19 protein-coding genes are annotated in these 18,405 nt (G+C 69.4%); 8 read left to right on the top strand and 11 right to left on the bottom strand.

Annotation, left to right across the window (positions count from 1 at the left end):
* Nucleotides 1–13: 13 nt before the first annotated feature.
* The 3 genes from AC07PZ_RS06540 to AC07PZ_RS06530 are packed head-to-tail and all read right to left on the bottom strand — an operon-like array spanning nt 14 to nt 3,653.
* Nucleotides 14–1,678 (bottom strand): FAD-dependent oxidoreductase, encoded by a 1,665-nt coding sequence (locus AC07PZ_RS06540; protein WP_495294237.1) that lies wholly within the window; start codon nt 1,676–1,678, stop codon nt 14–16.
* Between the two features lie 52 nt (nt 1,679–1,730).
* Entirely contained in the window at nt 1,731–2,714 is a 984-nt protein-coding gene (locus AC07PZ_RS06535; protein WP_495294236.1) for a tripartite tricarboxylate transporter substrate binding protein, read from the bottom strand.
* 36 nt (nt 2,715–2,750) lie between these two features.
* The gene (locus AC07PZ_RS06530) at nt 2,751–3,653 is read right to left on the bottom strand and encodes a shikimate dehydrogenase family protein (RefSeq protein WP_495294235.1); all 903 of its coding nucleotides are present in this window, start codon (nt 3,651–3,653) and stop codon (nt 2,751–2,753) included.
* Between the two features lie 114 nt (nt 3,654–3,767).
* Between AC07PZ_RS06530 and AC07PZ_RS06525 the strand changes: the two genes are divergently transcribed.
* Nucleotides 3,768–4,685, top strand: coding sequence for a LysR family transcriptional regulator (locus tag AC07PZ_RS06525; RefSeq protein ID WP_495294234.1), 918 nt, complete (start codon nt 3,768–3,770; stop codon nt 4,683–4,685).
* Nucleotides 4,686–4,722: 37 nt separating this feature from the next.
* Here AC07PZ_RS06525 and AC07PZ_RS06520 read toward each other — a convergent pair whose 3' ends face one another.
* The gene (locus AC07PZ_RS06520) at nt 4,723–5,619 is read right to left on the bottom strand and encodes a LysR family transcriptional regulator (protein ID WP_495294233.1); all 897 of its coding nucleotides are present in this window, start codon (nt 5,617–5,619) and stop codon (nt 4,723–4,725) included.
* A gap of 120 nt (nt 5,620–5,739) precedes the next feature.
* On the opposite strand from AC07PZ_RS06520, the gene AC07PZ_RS06515 reads away from it, so the two are divergent.
* Nucleotides 5,740–6,771, top strand: coding sequence for a Bug family tripartite tricarboxylate transporter substrate binding protein (locus tag AC07PZ_RS06515; protein WP_495294232.1), 1,032 nt, complete (start codon nt 5,740–5,742; stop codon nt 6,769–6,771).
* Nucleotides 6,772–6,775: 4 nt separating this feature from the next.
* Entirely contained in the window at nt 6,776–8,086 is a 1,311-nt protein-coding gene (locus AC07PZ_RS06510; protein ID WP_495294231.1) for an FAD-dependent oxidoreductase, read from the top strand.
* A 59-nt stretch (nt 8,087–8,145) separates the two neighbouring features.
* On the opposite strand, the gene AC07PZ_RS06505 is transcribed toward AC07PZ_RS06510, so the two are convergent.
* From AC07PZ_RS06505 to AC07PZ_RS06495, 3 genes are all read right to left on the bottom strand, one after another.
* Nucleotides 8,146–9,237, bottom strand: coding sequence for an alpha/beta hydrolase (locus AC07PZ_RS06505; RefSeq protein WP_495294230.1), 1,092 nt, complete (start codon nt 9,235–9,237; stop codon nt 8,146–8,148).
* 164 nt (nt 9,238–9,401) lie between these two features.
* Nucleotides 9,402–10,478: an alanine racemase gene (gene alr, locus AC07PZ_RS06500; RefSeq protein ID WP_495294229.1), complete on the bottom strand. Its 1,077-nt coding sequence runs from the start codon at nt 10,476–10,478 to the stop codon at nt 9,402–9,404.
* Nucleotides 10,479–10,495: 17 nt separating this feature from the next.
* A complete protein-coding gene (locus tag AC07PZ_RS06495; protein WP_495294228.1) occupies nt 10,496–11,794 on the bottom strand; it encodes a D-amino acid dehydrogenase in 1,299 nt (432 codons plus the stop codon).
* A gap of 130 nt (nt 11,795–11,924) precedes the next feature.
* Here AC07PZ_RS06495 and AC07PZ_RS06490 point away from each other — a divergent pair, with 130 nt between their 5' ends.
* From AC07PZ_RS06490 to AC07PZ_RS06480, 3 genes are all read left to right on the top strand, one after another.
* Complete coding sequence (locus tag AC07PZ_RS06490) at nt 11,925–12,392, top strand: winged helix-turn-helix transcriptional regulator (RefSeq protein WP_495294227.1); 468 nt, start codon at nt 11,925–11,927, stop codon at nt 12,390–12,392.
* A gap of 167 nt (nt 12,393–12,559) precedes the next feature.
* Complete coding sequence (locus AC07PZ_RS06485; protein WP_495294226.1) at nt 12,560–13,663, top strand: pirin family protein; 1,104 nt, start codon at nt 12,560–12,562, stop codon at nt 13,661–13,663.
* A 147-nt stretch (nt 13,664–13,810) separates the two neighbouring features.
* Nucleotides 13,811–15,055: an MFS transporter gene (locus AC07PZ_RS06480; RefSeq protein ID WP_495294225.1), complete on the top strand. Its 1,245-nt coding sequence runs from the start codon at nt 13,811–13,813 to the stop codon at nt 15,053–15,055.
* A 12-nt stretch (nt 15,056–15,067) separates the two neighbouring features.
* Here AC07PZ_RS06480 and AC07PZ_RS06475 read toward each other — a convergent pair whose 3' ends face one another.
* Nucleotides 15,068–15,733, bottom strand: a complete 666-nt coding sequence (locus AC07PZ_RS06475) for a TetR/AcrR family transcriptional regulator (protein WP_495294224.1) — start codon at nt 15,731–15,733, stop codon at nt 15,068–15,070.
* Nucleotides 15,734–15,849: 116 nt separating this feature from the next.
* Between AC07PZ_RS06475 and AC07PZ_RS06470 the strand changes: the two genes are divergently transcribed.
* Nucleotides 15,850–16,251: a VOC family protein gene (locus AC07PZ_RS06470; protein WP_495294223.1), complete on the top strand. Its 402-nt coding sequence runs from the start codon at nt 15,850–15,852 to the stop codon at nt 16,249–16,251.
* Nucleotides 16,252–16,335: 84 nt separating this feature from the next.
* Nucleotides 16,336–16,644, top strand: a complete 309-nt coding sequence (locus tag AC07PZ_RS06465) for a putative quinol monooxygenase (RefSeq protein ID WP_495294222.1) — start codon at nt 16,336–16,338, stop codon at nt 16,642–16,644.
* A gap of 78 nt (nt 16,645–16,722) precedes the next feature.
* Here AC07PZ_RS06465 and AC07PZ_RS06460 read toward each other — a convergent pair whose 3' ends face one another.
* The 3 genes from AC07PZ_RS06460 to gap all read right to left on the bottom strand — a co-directional run bounded on the left by AC07PZ_RS06460 (nt 16,723) and on the right by gap (nt 18,404).
* Nucleotides 16,723–16,977, bottom strand: coding sequence for a Txe/YoeB family addiction module toxin (locus AC07PZ_RS06460; protein WP_495294221.1), 255 nt, complete (start codon nt 16,975–16,977; stop codon nt 16,723–16,725).
* Entirely contained in the window at nt 16,974–17,225 is a 252-nt protein-coding gene (locus AC07PZ_RS06455; protein WP_495294220.1) for a type II toxin-antitoxin system Phd/YefM family antitoxin, read from the bottom strand. The genes AC07PZ_RS06460 and AC07PZ_RS06455 overlap by 4 nt, the downstream gene beginning before the upstream one ends.
* Nucleotides 17,226–17,402: 177 nt before the next feature.
* Nucleotides 17,403–18,404 (bottom strand): type I glyceraldehyde-3-phosphate dehydrogenase, encoded by a 1,002-nt coding sequence (gap, locus tag AC07PZ_RS06450; protein WP_495294219.1) that lies wholly within the window; start codon nt 18,402–18,404, stop codon nt 17,403–17,405.
* Between the last annotated feature and the right edge of the window lies 1 nt (nt 18,405).

Raw genomic sequence — 18,405 nt, 5'->3', positions numbered from 1 at the left:
CGCATGGCGTGCGCTAGGTGCGCTGCGGCGCGGCGTGCTGATAGCCGACGCGCCGCGTGGGCGTGAGCGCACCGAACTCGGGCCAGGCCAGCAGCACGCCCTGGCGCTCCAGCAGGCGCTGGAAGTCGGTCAGCAGCGTGGCGTCGGCCCGCACCGCGCGCGGCGGCTGCTTGCGCTCCAGCGCGAAGGCGGCCAGCGTGCCGGCCGCTTCGCCGATGCTCCATTCGGTCGCGTGCTCGCGGTAGGCGCCGTTGGTGATGCGCGTGGTGCCCAGGTTCTTGCAGGCCGGCAGCAGGTTGTCGACGCGCACCGGCAGCAGCGCGCCGAGCGGTATCTGGAACGGGAACGAGTCGATGTCGACCGTGTTGCGCCCGCGCGTGCTCGGATGCAGGTCGATGCGGTAGGCGCCGATGCCCACGCTGTCGTGGAAGCGTTCCGCGCCCGCCTGGCCGGGCCGCGCCGCCACGCCGATGTGCTGCTCCAGCACGCTGAATTCGGCCTGGATGCGCCGGCCTTCGCGGTAGTAGGCCTGCTTGGCCAGGCCGTCGGCGGTGCCGAGCACATCGCTGCGCAGGCGCAGGCCGCGGTAGCCGTAGCCACCGTCGTGGCGCGGCGCGTCGGTCTGCATCCAGTAGAAGAACGACAGGCTGAACTGCCGGGCTTCCTCCAGCGCCTCGGCCTGCGCTTCGGGCGACACGCCGATCACCGGCTTTTCCCAGTAGTCCATCTGCGGCCAGTTGGCCAGCGTGATGTCGCTCGCATAGGCGCCGGGCGTGAAGTTCTTACGCCACGCGATGCGCCGCGCATGCCACAGGTCGTAGAGCGATTCGGCATCGGTCGGGCCGACGAACAGCGGCCGCTCGCGCGGCTGGTGCGTGACGAAGTCGCTCAGCGTCCAGCTGAACTGCGGGCCGGGCCAGCAGTCGAGCTGCAGCGTCTTGAGCCGGTCGTAGGCGGCCGGCCTGGCGATGGTGTGGTCCTCGCCGGGCAGGTAGTCGCAGGCCAGGCACCAGGTGATGGACTGCTGGTCGAACGGGTCGGCCTCGGCCAGCGCGTGCAGCTCCTGCGTCTGCGACTGGGCCTCGGCGCCGAACACGTGCTCGACCTGCGCGAGCGGGAGCATGTCGCCGGTCTCGGTGGCGTCGATGAACATCGGCGCGTGCAGCACGCGGGTGCGGCCGGCGTCGAGGTCGTGCACGCGCACGGCGCGAACGCGGTCGCCGTCGGTCTGCACGTCGAGCAGGCGATGCCGGCGCAGCACCGTAACGCGGCCGGCGGCGACGTGCGGTGCCAGCAGTTCGTCGATGGCCTTCACCGCGACCCAGGGTTCGTGGCACAGCGTGCTGACGTTGCCCTGGCCGGGGTTGAGCCGCAGGCTCTGGCGTGCGGCGTCGGTCAGCGGCAGGTGGCGGCGGTAGTGCTCGCGGATCGCGTGCCGCAGCATCGCGTAGCTCTGCGAGCCGCTCACGCTCTCGATCCACGGATGCTCGTCGGGCGGCACGCCCTGCGCCGTGAGCTGGCCGCCGAGCCAGTCGAGTTCCTCGGCCAGCACGACACGCGAGCCCAGCCGCGCCGCCGCCAGCGTGGCGGCGATGCCGCCCAGGCCGCCGCCGATCACGACGAGATCGGCTTCGAGTTCGGCGGCGAGGGGTGCGGGGTGTGCGGGGTGAGCGGTCACGGAATCGCTTTCTCTTTCGATGGCGGGGTCAACGGATGGAGGCGATCGGCGCTCAGTCGGCCTTCAGGCCGAGCCGGCGGATCGCGTCGCCGTAGCGCGCGGTCTCGCTGGCGATCAGCTTGCCGAAGTCGGCCGGGCTGCCGGTGGCGGGCTCGACGCCCAGGCTCTCCAGGCGTTCCTTCACGTCGGGCTGGGCCAGCACGGCGTTCACTTCCTTGTTGAGGCGCGCCACGACGGCCGGCGGCGTGCCGGCCGGCGCGAGGATGCCGAACCAGCCGGTGACCTCGAAGCCGGGCAGCGCGAGTTCGGCCACGGTCGGCACCTCGGGCAGCACCGACGAGCGGCTCTTGGTCGTCACGGCCAGCGCGCGCAGCTTGCCGCTGCGGATGTGCGGCAGCGCGCTCGACGGAATGTCGAAGCCCAGGTCGACCTCGTTCGACAGCAGCGCGGTCAGTGCCGGGCCGGAGCCCTTGTACGGAATCATCTGCATGTCGATCCTGGCCTCGCTCTTCAGGAACTCGGCCGCCAGGCTGGTGGTGGTGGCACCGCCGCCGCCGGCCGCGTAGTTGAGCTTGCCGGGCGCCTTGCGGGCGGCAGCCAGCACGTCGTCGAAGCGGCGCAGGGGCGAATCGGCCGGCGCGACCAGCACCACCGGCGAGGCGCCGACCTTGGCGACCGGCGCGAAGCTCTTCACCGTGTCGTAGCTGAGCTTGGAATACAGCGCGGTGCTGCCCGGAAAGCCGCTGGTGACGAACAGCAGCGTGTAGCCGTCGGCCGGCGCGGCGGCCACGAAGGACGTGGCGATGGTCGCGCCGGCGCCGGGCCGGTTGTCGATGATCACCGGCTGCGCCAGCGTGAGCGCCAGCTTCTGCGACACCAGGCGCGCCAGGATGTCGCCCGAGCCGCCGGGCGCGAAGCCGACCACCATGGTCACCGGCTTGGCCGGATAGGCCTGGGCCAGCGCGGTCGCGGCGAACGCCATCGCGGCAGCGCCGGCAACGAGGCCGCGGATCAGGGGATGAACGATGTTCTTCATGAATGTCTCCGTCGGGAAATGAAAGGGAACGCGTTGTCAGGCGGCGCCGGCGGCGGCCCGCTCGCGCAGCTCGGCCGCGGCGAGCGCGGCCACGGTCGGCAGGCCGAAGAAGTCGAGGTACGCCGGCATCTGGTGGTCGAGCATCGGCCGGCCCGGATGGGTCGGATGGCCGCGCTCCGCGGCAAGACGCAGCAGCGGCGTGACGGCCGGCTGCATGATCACGTCGACCACCAGCGTGCCGGCGGCCAGCGTGGCCGGATCGATCGGCAAGGCGTCGCCCGGCTTCATGCCGAGCGGCGTCGCGTTGACCACGATGTCGCAGGCTGCGCCGTCGGGCGTGCGCATCGGCACGAAGGCGCAGTTCGGAAAGCGCGGCTGCAGCCGTGCGGCCAGCGCCGCAGCCAGGGCCTGGTCGGGGTCGAACAGGCCGATCCATGCCGTGCCTGCGAGCGCCAGCGCCGCGGCGACGGCCGAACCCGCACCGCCCGCGCCGAGCACCAGCACGCGGCGCCCGGCCGGCTCGTGTCCGCCCGCGCGCAGGCCGGCCAGGAAGCCGGTGCCGTCGAACAGGTCGCCTGCGATGCGGCCATCGGCGGTGCGCCGGATCGCGTTGACCGCACCCACGGCCTGCGCGGTGGCGCCCGGATCGTCGAGCAGCGCGAACAGCGTCTTCTTGTACGGCACGGTGACCAGCAGGCCGCCGATGCTGCGCGACGCCAGCAGCGCGCGGCAGGTGGCCACGACGGTATCGGGCGGCAGTTCGAGCGGCACCACGCGCGCGTCGACGCCGGCCCGCTCGAACAGCGCATTGAAGGTCAGCGGCGCCTTGACCTGGGCGATCGGGCTGCCGACGACCGGAAACAGCAGCGTGCTGCCGGAGATCACGGCCGAGGTCGAGGCCGATGTCTCGCGGACGGCCGGCGGAAGAGAGGAAGTCATGGGCCCGGATGCTAGGGATCGCGGTCGATTCGGGCCAATACCAATGCCTGCGATTCCAATAACATGGCGTTATCTCATAGGGTTATCCCCGACGTTCTTGTACTAGGTGACGCCATGAACCTGCGCCAGATAGAAGTCTTCCGCGCCGTGATGACCACCGGCTCGACCACCCATGCGGCGCGGCTGCTGCACGTGTCGCAGCCCGGCGTGAGCCGGCTGATCCGCCACTTCGAGCTGCAGCTGGGCGTCGCGCTGTTCGAGCGCCGCAACAGCCGGCTGGTCGCCACGCCCGAGGCGCACACGCTGTTCGCCGAGATCGAGAAGGTCTACCGCGGCGTGTCGCACGTGCAGGACGTGGCGTCGCGGCTGCGCTTCGGCGACCACGCGACGCTGCGCGTGCTGTCCAGCGCCAACACCGCGCTGCAGCTGGTGCCGCGCGCCACGGCGCGACTGCTGGCGCGCTTTGCCCAGTCGAAGGTGTTCTTCGAGGCGCTGCCGACGCGCGAGATCGTCAAGCTGCTGGTTTCGGAAGACGCCGACGTCGCCATCTCGAGCGCGCCGCTCGACCATCCCGCGCTGGAAGTGCGCGAGATCGGCCGCTGGACGTTGCTCTGCGCCCTGCCGCACGACCATCCGCTGCTGGCGATCCAGCCCCTCGACCTGGTGGCTGCGCTGCGCGAGCGGCTGATCGTCTACAGCCCCGAGGCGCCGCAGAGCCAGCCGATCGACCGCTGGCTGGAAGCGCACGGCATCGCGCCGCAGATCGGCGTGGAGGTGCGCTCGGGCTACGCCGCCTGCGCGATGGCGGCGACCGGCGCGGGCATCGCCTTCGTCGACGACCTGTCGGCACGTGCGCACCGGCCGGAGAACCTGGCCTTCGTCGAGGTGCCCGATGCGCCGCAGTTCTCGATCTACAGCGTCAGCAACGTGAACCGGCCGCTGTCGCAACTGGGCCTGAACTTCCTGTCGCTCGCGGCCGAGGAACTGGCTGCGCTGCAGGCGCTGCCGCTGACCTGGGAAGGCCACGGCTGAACGCCGGCCGAAGGCGGCCGGCGCGGGCGAGCCGCCTTCAGGCCGGCTGCTTCAGGCGCTTCAGTTCGTCCTCGGCCTGCGCGACGAAGGCCTCGGACAGCTGCGACGCGGCCACGTTCCGGTGGGTCAGGGCGAACACGTCGAAGGACGGCGCAGCGACGATCGGGCGGAACGCCAGCGCATCCGTCATGCAGCCGCGCGCCGTCAGGTCGTCGACGATGGCGATGCCCGCGCCGGCCGCCGCCATGGCGCAGGCGGTCTGGCCCGCGCGGACCTCGATCTGCGCGTTCGGCTCGCAGCGATGGCGGATGCACCAGTCGGCAATGATGCGGCCCTGCGGCGTGTCGGCGCTGAAGGAGATCAAGCGCTCCTTCAGGATGTCGGCCGGCCGCAGCGTGCGTCTTTCAGCCAGCGCATGGCCCTTGGGGAACACGCAGGCCAGCGTCCACTGCCCGATCGCGCGCGGCTGCAGCAGCGGGTCGTCGACCGGCAAGGTGGAGATCGCGACGTCGGCCTCGTGGCTCAGCAGCCGCTTGACCATGTCGCGCGCAGCCAGGATCTCCAGGTAGATGCGCGCCGCCGGAAAACGCTGGCCGAGCGCGGCGATGGCGCGCGGCACCATCTCCAGGCCGGTGCTCGGGCTGGCCAGCACGCGCAGCGTGAGCATGTGGCCGCTCTTGAGCGCCAGCGCGCGCTCGTCGATGCGCGCCACGCCGCGGTAGACCTGCTCCACCTCGGCGAAAAGCGCCTGCGCCTCCGGCGTCGGCAGCAGCTTGCCCTTGCGGCGCTCGAACAGCCGCAGCCCGAGTTGCAGCTCGATGTGCGACAGCATGCGGCTGATGCCGGGCTGCGACACGTGCAGCTGGCGCGCGGCGTCGGTGACGGAGCCGGCCAGCATGACGGCACGGAAAACTTCGATCTGTCTCAGGTTCATGGCGGTCCGGTGGCTGTCGCTCGATAACGCGATGTTATGAGTCTCCCAGATCTTGGTATTGGAAGGTCTGCGCCGCGCTGCCTACGATCGGCGCCTCCATAGAACAAAGGCAGACAAGACATGGTCCATCGACCTCTCGCCGACGCCGGCCCGGCCGCGTCCGGCCTCACGCGCCGCGGCGCACTCTCCACGCTCGCCGTCGCACTCGGCGGCGGACTGGCCGGCCTGCATGGCCGTGCCATGGCGGCGGACGCCTGGCCGTCGAAGACGGTGCGCATCATCGTGCCCTTCGCACCCGGCGGCGGTGCCGACGGTTCGGCGCGCGTGCTGGCGGAAGTGCTGGCGCCGCAACTCGGCCAGTCGGTGATCGTCGACAACAAGCCGGGCGCAGGCAGCGCCATCGGCGTGATGGCCGCGGCGCAGGCGCGCGACGGCCACACGCTGCTGATGGGCAGCAACAGCATGGTGATCAACCCGTCGCTGAACCCGAAGCTGGGCTACGACGTGGCGCGCGACTTCGACGCGATCGGCATGGTGTCGGAGCAGCCGCTGGTGCTGGTCGTGCCGGCCGCATCGCCGGCCAAGTCGGTGGCCGACCTGATCGCGCAGGCGAAGGCACAGCCCGGCCAGCTGAGCGCCGGCAACAGCGGCACCGGCACGCTGGCGCATCTGACGGCCGAGCTGTTCTCGCTGCAGACGTCAACCTCGCTGGTCAGCGTGCCCTACAAGGGTGAAAGCGCGCTGATGCCCGACCTGATCTCGGGCCTCGTGTCGATGGGCTTCCTGAACCTGCCGAGCGTGATCGTCCACATCCGCTCGGGCCGGCTGCGCGCGCTGGCGGTGTCGTCGGCGCAGCCTTCGCCCGACCTGCCGGGCGTGCCGACCTTGCGCAGCGTCGGACTGCAGGCGCTCGAAGTGCAGGGCTGGGCGACGCTGGTCGCGCCCAAGGGCACCATCCCGGCCGCAGGGCTCGCGCGCCTCGACGGCCTGCTCGTCGCCGCACTTGAATCGGACGCCGTAAAGAAGCGCTTCGCCGCGCTGAGCCTCGCGCCCTTCCCGAGCAACCGGCAGGCGACCACGCAGTACCTGCGCACCGAAGGCAGCCGCTGGGAGCAGGTGATCAAGACCCGCGGCATTCACGTGGAGAACTGATCCGATGGGCACGGCACGACGCATCGATGGCAAGGTTCTGGACGCCGACGTGGTGGTCTGCGGCGGCGGCGTCGCGGGCACCATGGCCGCGGTGGCGGCGGCGCGGCACGGCGCGTCGGTGGTGCTGATCGAGCGCTACGGCTTTCTCGGCGGCAACGCGACCGCTGGCGCCGTCGCGCAGTTCAACAGCTGGCAGACCGGCAAGGGCCGCACGGTGGTCGCCGGCCTGGCCGACGAGGTCGTGGCACGGTTGCGCGCCTATGGCGGCGCACGGCCGCACGAGAGCTTCGTGATGTCGACCGGCCACCACATGGACCGCGTCGAATACTCGCCCGAAGCGCTGAAGCTGGTGCTCGACGACATGGTGACGGCGGCCGGCGTGCAGCCGCTGCTGCATGCGAACCTGCTCGATGTCGACTGCGAAGGCGGCCGCATCACGGCCGTCCGGGTGCTGACCAAGGGCGGCGTGCTGACCGTGAAGGCCGGCGTGCTGATCGACGCCTCGGGCGACATCGACGCACTGGACCGCGCGGGCGCGCGCTTTCTCGAACTCGATGCCGGCGAGCAATTGCAGCCGGCCACGATGATCTTCCGCTTCGGGCCGATCGACTTCACGCGCTTCGACGCACTCTCGAAAGCCGAGATCGGTGCGTTGGCGAAACGCGGGCACGCCGAAGGCCACCTGGCGCGTGCGGCGCTGCATTCGAGCCGTGACCCGTATTCGGACGACGGCTGGTTCAACATCAGCCGGCTCGGCATCGACGCGACCGATCCGATGGCGCTCGGCGCCGCGGAGATGGAAGGCCGTCGGCAGGCCTGGAAGGCGGCGCAGTTCCTCGCCGCCTCGGTGCCCGGCTGCGAAGGCGGCCAGCTGCGCGCCTTTGCGACGCAGGTCGGCATTCGCGAGACGCGGCGTGTCGAAGGCGACCATGTGCTCACGGCCGAAGAACTGATGCAGCCGGTCGATTTTCCGGATGCCATCGCGGCCGGCGCATACCCGATCGACATCCATCCGGCGTCCGGCGGTGCACTGCACTACGTGCCGATGGGCGACGACCACGCCTACCAGATCCCTTACCGCTCGCTGCTGCCGCTCGGGCTGGACAACGCACTGGTCGTCGGCCGCGGAATCTCCGCCACGCACCAGGCGCTGGCGGCGATCCGCGTCATGACGATCTCGATGGCGGTCGGTCAGGCGGCAGGCACCGCCGCAGCGCTGGCGCTGAAGCAGAGCGCCGCACCCGGCACCGTGCGCGCCGTCGACACCGATGCGCTGCGTGCCGCGCTGCTGCAGGACGGCGCCGTCCTGCGCTGAGGCGCCAAGGCATCGACGGCTTGGGTAGCGATGGCTGGAGCGCCGAAGCGCTTCGGTGCTCAGGCAGCCAGCGCCGTACCCAGCCGTTGACCCGCAAAGGCCTGCGCCTGCCTGGCCTTGTGCAGCACGGCCGCCGCGCCGAAGAACTCGTGCGGCACGCCTTCGTAGTCGCGGCGCTCCACCGGCACACCCGCATCGCGCAGCGCGTCTTCCAGCTTGGCGCCGTCGCTGCGCAGCGGGTCGAGCCGCGCGTTGACGATGGTCACCGGCGGCAGGCCGGCCAGATCGGCATCGATCAGTTGCAGGCGCGTGTCCTTCAGGTCGGCTTCGCTGCGGATCAGATGGTCGACGAACCACTGGACCATCGCGCGATTCAGCGGCTTGGCGATCGCGTTCTCGAGGTACGACTCGGTGTTCAGGCTGGTCTGCGCGACCGGATACACCGCGAGCACATGGCGCGGCGCGGCCAGGCCGGCGTCGCGTGCGGCGATGGCGGTCGCAATGGCCAGGTTGCCACCGGCGCTCTCGCCGGCCAGCGCCAGACGCGCAGGGTCGCCGCCGATGAAGCTCGCGTTCCTGGTGAGCCAGCGGTAGGCCGCCAAGGCATCGTCCCAGGCCGCAGGGAACTTGTGCTCCGGTGCCTGGCGGTAGTCGACCGACACCACGATCGCGTTCGCCTCGGCTGCCAGGCCGCGTGCGCCGGCGTCGTAGACCTCCTTGTCGGCGATCACCCAGCCACCACCGTGGAAGTAGAGGATCACCGGGAACGGGCCGGTGCCCGCAGGCGTGTAGACCGTGGCCGGCAGCGGGCCGGTGGCGCCGTCGACCGACGCCGCGGCGCTGCGCACGCCGGGCACGAGATCTTCAGGGCGCGTCGAGCGGCCCTGCTGCGTGAGCAGCTTGCGCACCGCATCGGCCATCGTCGGCTCGCGCCGCGCATCGGCCACGCTGAGCTTCTCGATGGCACGCGGGTTCAGCGATTCATGCGCCTTGGCGAGTTCGAGCATGTCGTCGTCGGCGCGGACCTTGGCCACGGCGTTCGACAACGCATTGAGCACCGGATTGGGTTCACCGTCGCCCCTGGTGCGGTCGGTCGTGCGGTCGGTGTTGCGGTCGTTGGCGTACTGGCGGTCGAAATCTTCTTCGCTCATCTGGAATCCTTTCGTTGGTGAATTCATTGGTGAATTCGAAAAGATCAGGCTTGCGAGACCCATGAAGAACTTTTGTCGGACAGGCGGCCGACTGCCGGTCCGGCGGGTCGACGGCCACCGCGCGTGACGAAACGCAACCGGCGGTCCCGTTGCGCGTTGCGCCGTCAGGCCGCGTCGGCGCCTTCGTACACGAGCGGCACGCGCTTCACGTTGCAGAGCAGCTCATAGGACAAGGTGCCCGCGGCATGCGCCACGTCGTTCACGCTGATCTGCTTGCCCCACAGCTCGACGCGGCTGCCGATGCCGGCTTCGGGCAGGTCGCTGAGGTCGACCGTGAGCATGTCCATCGACACGCGCCCGACCAGCCGCGACAGCCGGCCGTCGATCGCGACCGGCGTGCCGGTCGGTGCGACGCGCGGATAGCCGTCGGCGTAACCGACCGCGACCAGGCCGATGTGCACCGGCCGTTCGGCGACGAAACGACCGCCGTAGCCCAGCGCGTCGCCGGGCTGCAGCGTGCGCACGGCGAAGACCTGGCTTTCCAGCGTCATCACCGCCTGGAGCCCGTGCACGGGCTCGGGCATCGGGTCGGCGCCGTAGAGCAGGATGCCGGGCCGCGCCCAGTCGCGGCGGGCGTCGGCCCAGCCGAGCACGCCGGCCGAGTTGCTCACGCTGCGCTCGCCCGGCAGGCCGGCGGTGGCGGCATCGAAGGCCGCGATCTGGCGCGCGGTCGTGTCCTGGTCGGGCTCGTCGGCGCGCGCGAAGTGCGTCATCAGCGTGATGCGCGACGCCTTGCCGCTGGCAACCAGCCGCGCGTGGACCGCGGCGATTTCCGCCAGCGCGAAGCCGACCCGGCGCATGCCGGAATCGGCCTTGAGCCAGACGTGCAGCCCATCGGCCTGCGCGTTCTGCTCGATGAGCCGCAACTGGGCTTCCTGGTGCACGGCCGTCCAGAGTCCGTGGGCCTGGATGTTGGCGAGGTCGTCGGCGTCGAAGGCGCCTTCGAGCACCAGGATCGGCGCCGTCACGCCCGCGGCGCGCAGGGCCACCGCCTCGTCGGTGAAAGCCACCGCGAAGCCGTCGGCGATGCCGGCGAGCGCCTGCGCGCAGCGCACCGCGCCGTGGCCGTAGGCATTGGCCTTGAGCACGGCCAGCGCACGGCCGCCGTGCAGCTGGCGGGCCAGGCGGTAGTTGTGGCGCAGCGCGTCGAGGTCGATGCGCGCGCGGGACGGGCGGGCCATGTCGCGCTCGCTCCGGCTCAGGCCGCGGCGGGTGCCGAGGCGTGCGCGCCGGCGCGGCCGGCACCGCGCGCATAGCGGTCGATCGCCAGGCCTTCGGTGCTGATCTCCGGGCGCTGGCCGGTCACCAGATCGGCGATCAGCTTGCCGGAGCCGCAGGCCATGGTCCAGCCGAGCGTGCCGTGACCGGTGTTCAGGAACAGGTTCGGGAAGCGCGTGGCGCCGACGATCGGCGTGCTGTCGGGCGTCATCGGGCGCAGGCCGGTCCAGAAGCTGGCGCGGGCCACGTCGCCGCCCGGGAACAGGTCCTTGACGACGAGTTCGAGCGTGGCACGGCGGCGCGGATCGAGTCGCAGGTCGTAGCCGCCGAGCTCGGCCATGCCGCCGACACGGATGCGGTCGTCGAAGCGGGTGACGGCGATCTTGTAGGTCTCGTCGAGCACGGTCGACTGCGGCGCGAAGGCCGGGTCGACCAGCGGCACGGTCAACGAGTAGCCCTTGACCGGGTACACCGGCAGGTCGATGCCCAGCGGCGCCAGCGCGCCGCGCGAGTAGCTGCCGAAGGCCAGCACGTAGCGGTCGGCGGTGAGCACCTGGCCGCCCGAGCGCACGCCCGTGATGCGCCCGCCTTCGACCACCAGGCCGTCGACCGTCTGGCCGAAGCGGAAGTCCACGCCCATGCCCTTGGCGATGGCGGCGAGCTGGTTGGTGAACATGTGGCAGTCGCCGGTCTCGTCCTTCGGCAGGCGCAGGCCGCCGGTGAGCCGGTCGCGCGCCTGGGCCAGGCTGGGCTCGACCTGCGCGAGCTGGTCGCGCGTGAGCAGTTCATAGGGCACGTTGCATTCGCGCAGCACTTCGATGTCGCGCTGCACGGCGTCGAGCTGCGCCTGCGTGCGGAACAGCTGCAGCGTGCCGCCGGTGCGCTGCTCGTACTGGATGCCGGTGTCGGCGCGCAGCTGCTGCAGGCAGGCGCGGCTGTATTCGGCCACGCGCATCATCCGTTCCTTGTTGACCGCATAGCGCTCGGGCGTGCAGTTGCGCAGCATCTGCGCCATCCACTGCAGTTGCGCGAGGCTGCCGTCGAGCCGGATCGCGAGCGGCGCGTGCTTCTGGAACATCCACTTCACGGCCTTGAGCGGAATGCCCGGTGCGGCCCAGGGCGTGGAGTAGCCGGGCGACACCTGGCCGGCGTTGGCGAAGCTGGTTTCGAGGGCCGGGCCGTCCTGCCGATCGAGCAGGGTGACCTGGGCGCCGGAGCGCGCGAGGTAGTAGGCCGTGCTGGTGCCGATGACGCCGCCGCCGAGGACAATGACTTTCATGGGGAAAACCACCGAGTGAAGTAGATTTCCGCAAATTTATGCGCAACGATCCAGTAAATTCGACTGAAATTGTGGTGCATCGCAGTGGAATTTGCTGATTTTTTGGTGCATCCCGCCTCTGAAAAGTGACATGACCGACCTCGACCGGACCGACCGGAAAATCCTCGACATCCTGCAGCGCCAGGGCCGCATTTCGATGACCGAACTGGCCGAGCAGATCGGCCTGTCGACCTCGCCCTGCTCGGAGCGCGTGAAGCGCATGGAGCGCGAGGGCGTGATCACCGGCTACCACGCGCGGCTGTCGCCCGAGGCGCTGGGCAAGACGCTGCTGGTGTTCGTCGAGATCAAGCTCGCGTCCAAGTCCGGCGAGGTGTTCGACAAGGTGCGCAAGGAGCTCCTGCACGTGCCCGACGTGCAGGAATGCCACCTGGTGTCGGGCAGCTTCGACTACCTGGTGAAGGCCCGACTGGGCGGCATGGGCGAATACCGGCGGCTGCTCGGCGACATCCTGAAGAAGCTGCCGGTGGCCGCCGAATCGCACAGCTACATCGTGATGGAAGAGGTGAAGGAGACGCTGGCGATGCCGGTCGGGCTGTAACGCCCTTCCTGGCATGACGCGCTGCCGGCGTGCGATTGTCCTGCTGGTGGATCGGACTGTCGCCCGCGCCGCGCTTTGCGGTGCGCCGGTCGTCCCCATATGCTCGGTATCAACTTCGGCGCCCGGCGAGTCTTCGGCCGGCCGGCGCCCACAGCAGAAAGAACCCCATGACCGTGACCTCCGCAACCACCACGACAGCCTCCTGCGCCGTTCTCCAGATCAAGCCGCTCGGCTTTCCGTGGGTGACGATGGACCCCTTCCTGTTCTGCGCGTACCACGACGACGCCTACCCGGCCGGCACGGCCGCGATGGGCGTGGACGACGCCCTGCTCGCCGGCCGCCAGATCGGCCAGGACTTCAGCCGCAAGGACGGCTGGAGCATGTACCACGGCGAAACCGTGCCCGGCTTTCCCGGCCATCCGCACCGCGGCTTCGAGACCGTGACGATCGTGCGCAAGGGCCTGATCGACCATTCCGATTCGCTCGGCGCGGCTGCACGCTTCGGCGGCGGCGACGTGCAATGGGTGACGGCCGGCAAGGGCATCGTGCATTCGGAAATGTTCCCGCTGCTCGACACCGGCGCACCGAACCCGCTGGAGCTGTTCCAGATCTGGCTGAACCTGCCGGCGCGCAACAAGATGGTCGCGCCGCACTTCACGATGTTCTGGGCCGAGGACATTCCGCGCCTCAGCGCCACGGACGATGCCGGCCGCACGACCGACGTCGCGGTCGTCGCAGGTCGGCTCGCGCCCGAGGGCACCGCAGGCGCGGCGGCCACGGTCGGCGCGCCGCTGGCACCGCCGCCCGATTCGTGGGCCGCGCAGGCCGACGCCGACGTCGCGATCTGGACGATCCGCATGGCGCCCGGCGCCCGCTGGACGCTGCCGGTCGCGCGCGGCCAGGGCACGCGCCGCAACCTGTACTTCTTCAAGGGCGCATCGGTGCGCGTCGGCGGGCAGGACGTGCGCAGCCATGCGGCCATCGAAGTGCGGGCCGACCAGGCGATCGAACTGGTCGCGGGCGACGAGGTCGTGGAGTTCCTCATGCTGCAGGGCCGCCCGATCGGCGAGACCGTGGCGCAGTACGGCCCGTTCGTGATGAACACGCAGGCCGAGATCATGCAGGCGATGCAGGACTACCGCCGCACCCAGTTCGGCGGCTGGCCGTGGCCGGACGAGGCGCCGGTGCATGGCCGGGATCCGGCGCGCTTCGCGCGGCATCCGGGCGGTCGCGAAGAACGGCCCGTCGCGGCTGAAGACGTCGCCGGCTGATCCGCCGCGCCGGCATCGACTGCGCGACCGGCCGCGACCGGCCGCGTGCGGTCGCGCAGGCGTCGCCCCGGTGCCAGGCGGGATGGCGACAACGCAGGTAGGCTCTGCATCCGCGCATCGCTGCGCCAGCGCCACCTTCCAAGAACGATGAGACAGCCTTCCGCCCATCCTCCCGCCGCCTGGCCCATGCTGGCGGTGCTGGCCAGCGCCTTCATGCTGAGCCAGGCCTACCGCACCATCGCCGCCATCCTCGCGCCGCCGCTGCAGGCCGAATTCGGCCTGTCGGCACAGGCGCTCGGGGTGTTTGCAGGCGCCTTCCATTTCTCGTTCGGTGCGCTGCAGCTCTTCATGGGCATCGGCATCGACCTGCAGGGCCTGCGGCGCACGGTGCTGGCCGCTTTCCCGATGGCGATCGTGGGCTCGGTGCTGTCGGCGCTGGCACCGAACTTCCCGCTGCTGGTGCTCGGCCAGGTGCTGATCGGCATCGGCTGCGCGCCGGCCTTCCTGGTCTGCACGGTGTTCATCGCGCGGCAGTTTCCGCCGGAACGATTCGCGCAGGTTTCGGGTGTGACGCTGGGCATCGGCTCGTTAGGCATGCTGCTGACCGGCACGCCGCTCGCGTGGCTGGTGCATGCCAGCTCATGGCGCACCGGCTTCTGGGTGCTGGGCGCCTGCTCGGCGCTGTCGTGGCTGGCGATCCTCCGGCTGGTGAAGGAACCGCCGATGCCGGTGCTGGCCAAGGCCGATGCCGCGCCCGGTGCGGCGCGCCCGACGGTGCTCGGCGCGTTGCGCAGCTACGGCGCGCTGTTCGCGCTGCCGCACACGCTGGGCATCCTCGCGCTCGCGTCGGTCACCTACGCCGCCTTCATCACGCTGCGCGGGCTGTGGCTCGGGCCGCTGCTGGTCGAGCGGCACGGCTTCTCGCTGGTGGAAAGCGGCAACGTGGCGATTGCCGTGTCGGTGGTCGGCATGTTCGGGCCGATGGTGTTCGGCCGGCTCGATCCGGGCGCCGCTCGGCGCCGCTGGATCATCGGTTTCACCCTGCTCGTCGCAGCGCTGTTCGCGGCGATGGCTTTCAACCCGGGCGCGGCGTTCGACACCATCGGCTCGGTCGCCGTCGGCCTGCTGTCGGGGTACATCGTGCTGCAGTACGCCGACGTGAAGGCGGCCTACCCGGTCGCGATGACCGGCCGCGCGATGGCCGTCTTCACCATGGCGATGTTCCTCGGCGTGGCGGTGATGCAGTGGTTCACCGGCGTCGTCGCCTCGGTCGCCACGGCGCATGGCATCGACCCGTTCCTCGCGGTGCTGCTCACCATCGCCGCCCTCCTCGTCGCCGGCACCGCGGCGTTCCGCTGGCTGCCGAGGCCGCGTGCCGCTACGGCCGCTTAGCTGGCAGCGAACCTAGACCCCGCGCTCGACCATGTCGAGCAGCCGCTGGCCGACCGCCTGCATCTGCGTGCCGAGCACCCCGCCGAGCGGCCCGTCGAGCACCAGCATCGCGAGCCCGTGCACCGCCGACCAGGCCAGGAACTCGGCGCCCGGGCGGCGTTCCGGCGGCAGCAGTCCGGCGGCCACCATCTGGTCGAGCGACGCACCCAGCAGCTGAAAAGGATTGAGCCCGCTCGGCCCGGCGCGCGCCGGATCGGCGACCGGATTGCCGAAGTCGTCGGACGCCGAATACGCGGTGCGGAACAGGCCGGTCTCGGCCTGGGCGAAGCGCAGGTAGCCGGTGCCGATCGCCCGCAGCCGCGCCCGCGCCGCATCGCCTGCCGACAGGCCGGCCGGCACGCTGGCGAGCTCGGCTTCCATCGCGGCCGCCGACGCCGACAGCGCTGCGGCGCGCACCGCCTTCAGCAGTTCATCGCGGCTGCCGAAGTGGCGATAGGCCGCGTTGGGCACCACGCCGGCCTGCCGCGTCGCTTCCCGCAGGACGACCGCGTCGGGCCCGCCGCTGCGCGCGAGCGCGATGCCGGCCTCGAGCAACGCACGACGCAGGTCACCGTGGCGGTAGGTGGTGCGTGCTGGAGCCTTCGGGGGCAGCGCGGACGTGGCAGTCGTTTCGGTCATCGAATTCAAGGTGGACAGCGGACATTCTCCCTGCCAAGATATTGTGTACGGCGTACACAATTTAGCACCGCAGCCCTCGTCCGCCCAGCTGTTTCGACATCCAGGAGCCCCATCCCATGAGCACACAGATCTTCGTGAACCTGCCGGTCAAGGACCTCGACCGCACCGTGGCCTTCTTCACCCACCTGGGTTTCAGCTTCGACCCGCGCTTCACCAACGCCGATGCGACCTGCATGATCGTGGCCGATGGCATCTTCGTGATGCTGCTGGTCGAGCGCTTCTTCCAGACCTTCACGCCGAAGCCGATCAGCGACGCGCACAAGAGCACCGAAGTACTGCTGTGCCTGTCGCGCGAAAGCCGTGCCGCGGTCGAAGACATGGCAGCGAAGGCGGTGGCCGCGGGCGGCAGCACGCCCAACCCGCCGAAGGATCACGGCTTCATGTACCAGCACGGTTTCCAGGACCTGGACGGCCATCTCTGGGAGCTGGTGTTCATGGAGCCCGGCGCGATGGGGTGAGGCGGCGAGGCTGCGGACACGAAGGCGTCAGCGGGCCGGTCCACGTCGCTGTAGATTCGATGGCTCTAACAAGGAGCCCGTTTCATGATTCACGTCATCGCCATCATCACCGCCAAGCCCGGCCTGCGCGCCCAGGTCCTGGAAGCTTTCAATGCCAACCGCGCTGCGGTGCTCGCTGAAAAGGGTTGCATCGAATACGGCGCTGCGGTCGACGCTGCGGGCATGCCGACCTCGAAGGGCAGTTTCGGACCGGACACCTTCGTGGTGGTCGAACGCTGGGAATCTGTCGCTGACCTGCAGGCGCATGCAGCGGCGCCGCACATGGCGGCTTATGCGGCGAAGACGAAGGAGCTGACGGTCAGCCGGATGATTCATGTGCTGGATCCGGTTTGAGCACGATGCCTTGAGAAGGAAAGCCCTCGAACGCGCTTCAGCGAGGTTGCAACGCCGCCAATCTCCAAGGTCGGCACCTCAATAGTGATATCGAAGCTGCGCAATCAGCAACGCATCGCCTTCGACTTTGTAGACCACGCGATGCTCGTCAGTGATCCGGCGAGACCAAAAGCCCGACAGCGCGTGCTTGAGCGGCTCCGGCTTGCCGATCCCCTCGAACGGCTCGCGCTGGATCTCGCGAATCAACTTGTTGATGCGTTCGACCATCTTGCGGTCCTGCTTCTGCCCGTAAAGATAGTCTTCCCAGGCCTCGTCCGCAAAAATCAGCTTCACTTGGACAGTTCGCGCTCGACGCCGTTCCCGGCGCTCAATTGCGCGGCAGCGGCCATCAGGCGCCTGGCATTCGCCGGATTGCGCAGCAGGTATGCCGTCTCTTCCATGGCTTGAAAGTCTTCGAGTGACAGCATCACCACGGACTGCTCACCATTGCGCGTGATGATGAGCGCCTCGTGGTCATTGCAAACCCGATTCATGGTGCTGGCCAGATTGGCGCGAGCGGCCGAGTACGTGATCGCATCCATTGCGGAACTCCTTAGTTGTACGACAAACTGTACAACTACCATCGTTATCGAGACTCCCGCTGAATACCCATCAGTCGCTCAGTTGACCCATGAAAAAAGGGAACGTGATCAACACGTTCCCTTTGCTTTCAACCTCGCTCAACGCTCAGCTCATTGGCATGGCGTCGAACAACGGCCTTACTTCGAGACGACCCGCACCATCTCCAGGCACTTGTTCGAATAGCCCCATTCGTTGTCGTACCAGCTCACCAGCTTGACGAAGGTGCTGTCCAGCGCGATGCCGGCTTCGGCGTCGAAGATCGAGGTGCGCGGGTCGCCACGGAAGTCGGTCGCGACGACCTTGTCTTCGGTGTAGCCCAGCACGCCCTTCAGCGCGCCTTCGGACTGCAGCTTCATCTCGGCGCAGATTTCCTTGTAGCTGGCTTCCTTGTCGAGCTCGACCACCAGGTCGACCACCGACACGTCGGAGGTCGGCACGCGGAAGCTCATGCCCGTGAGCTTCTTGTTCAGCTCGGGGATCACCACGCCCACGGCCTTGGCGGCACCGGTCGACGACGGGATGATGTTTTCCAGGATGCCGCGGCCGCCGCGCCAGTCCTTGTTGGACGGGCCGTCGACGGTCTTCTGCGTTGCGGTGGCAGCGTGCACCGTGGTCATCAGGCCGCGCTTGATGCCCCACTTGTCGTTCAGCACCTTGGCCAGCGGAGCCAGCGCGTTGGTCGTGCAGCTGGCGTTGCTGATGATGGCTTCGCCGGCGTACTTCTTGTCGTTCACGCCATAGACGAACATCGGCGTGTCGTCCTTGCAGGGCGCCGACATGATGACCTTCTTGGCGCCAGCGTCGATGTGCTTCTGGCAGGTTTCCTTGGTCAGGAACAGGCCGGTCGATTCGAGCACGATGTCGGCGCCGACTTCGCTCCACTTCAGGTTCGCGGGGTCGCGTTCCTGCGTGAGGCGAATGCGCTTGCCGTTGACGATCAGCGTGTTGCCGTCGACCGAGACTTCACCCTTGAAGCGGCCGTGCACCGAGTCGTACTGCAGCATGTACGCCAGGTAGTCGGGCTCGAGCAAGTCGTTGATGGCGACGATTTCGATGTCGTTCTTGAAGTTCTGGACCGCCGCGCGCAGCACGTTGCGACCGATGCGGCCGAAGCCGTTGATACCGAGTTTGATAGCCATC

It is taken from the genome of Variovorax sp. GW821-FHT10B04 (genome assembly GCF_059415645.1).
Note: the sequence above shows the minus strand (reverse complement) of the source record. Positions and strands in the feature narration are given on the sequence as shown.

Bases quoted from the DNA above. Each gene is read 5' to 3' on its own strand.
- AC07PZ_RS06535 (WP_495294236.1), bottom strand. From the start codon at position 2,714: ATGAAGAACATCGTTCATCCCCTGATCCGCGGCCTCGTTGCCGGCGCT.
- AC07PZ_RS06530 (WP_495294235.1), bottom strand. From the start codon at position 3,653: ATGACTTCCTCTCTTCCGCCGGCCGTCCGCGAGACATCGGCCTCGACC.
- AC07PZ_RS06525 (WP_495294234.1), top strand. From the start codon at position 3,768: ATGAACCTGCGCCAGATAGAAGTCTTCCGCGCCGTGATGACCACCGGC.
- AC07PZ_RS06520 (WP_495294233.1), bottom strand. From the start codon at position 5,619: ATGAACCTGAGACAGATCGAAGTTTTCCGTGCCGTCATGCTGGCCGGC.
- AC07PZ_RS06515 (WP_495294232.1), top strand. From the start codon at position 5,740: ATGGTCCATCGACCTCTCGCCGACGCCGGCCCGGCCGCGTCCGGCCTC.
- AC07PZ_RS06510 (WP_495294231.1), top strand. From the start codon at position 6,776: ATGGGCACGGCACGACGCATCGATGGCAAGGTTCTGGACGCCGACGTG.
- AC07PZ_RS06505 (WP_495294230.1), bottom strand. From the start codon at position 9,237: ATGAGCGAAGAAGATTTCGACCGCCAGTACGCCAACGACCGCAACACC.
- alr (WP_495294229.1), bottom strand. From the start codon at position 10,478: ATGGCCCGCCCGTCCCGCGCGCGCATCGACCTCGACGCGCTGCGCCAC.
- AC07PZ_RS06495 (WP_495294228.1), bottom strand. From the start codon at position 11,794: ATGAAAGTCATTGTCCTCGGCGGCGGCGTCATCGGCACCAGCACGGCC.
- AC07PZ_RS06490 (WP_495294227.1), top strand. From the start codon at position 11,925: ATGACCGACCTCGACCGGACCGACCGGAAAATCCTCGACATCCTGCAG.
- AC07PZ_RS06485 (WP_495294226.1), top strand. From the start codon at position 12,560: ATGACCGTGACCTCCGCAACCACCACGACAGCCTCCTGCGCCGTTCTC.
- AC07PZ_RS06480 (WP_495294225.1), top strand. From the start codon at position 13,811: ATGAGACAGCCTTCCGCCCATCCTCCCGCCGCCTGGCCCATGCTGGCG.
- AC07PZ_RS06475 (WP_495294224.1), bottom strand. From the start codon at position 15,733: ATGACCGAAACGACTGCCACGTCCGCGCTGCCCCCGAAGGCTCCAGCA.
- AC07PZ_RS06470 (WP_495294223.1), top strand. From the start codon at position 15,850: ATGAGCACACAGATCTTCGTGAACCTGCCGGTCAAGGACCTCGACCGC.
- AC07PZ_RS06465 (WP_495294222.1), top strand. From the start codon at position 16,336: ATGATTCACGTCATCGCCATCATCACCGCCAAGCCCGGCCTGCGCGCC.
- AC07PZ_RS06455 (WP_495294220.1), bottom strand. From the start codon at position 17,225: ATGGATGCGATCACGTACTCGGCCGCTCGCGCCAATCTGGCCAGCACC.
- gap (WP_495294219.1), bottom strand. From the start codon at position 18,404: ATGGCTATCAAACTCGGTATCAACGGCTTCGGCCGCATCGGTCGCAAC.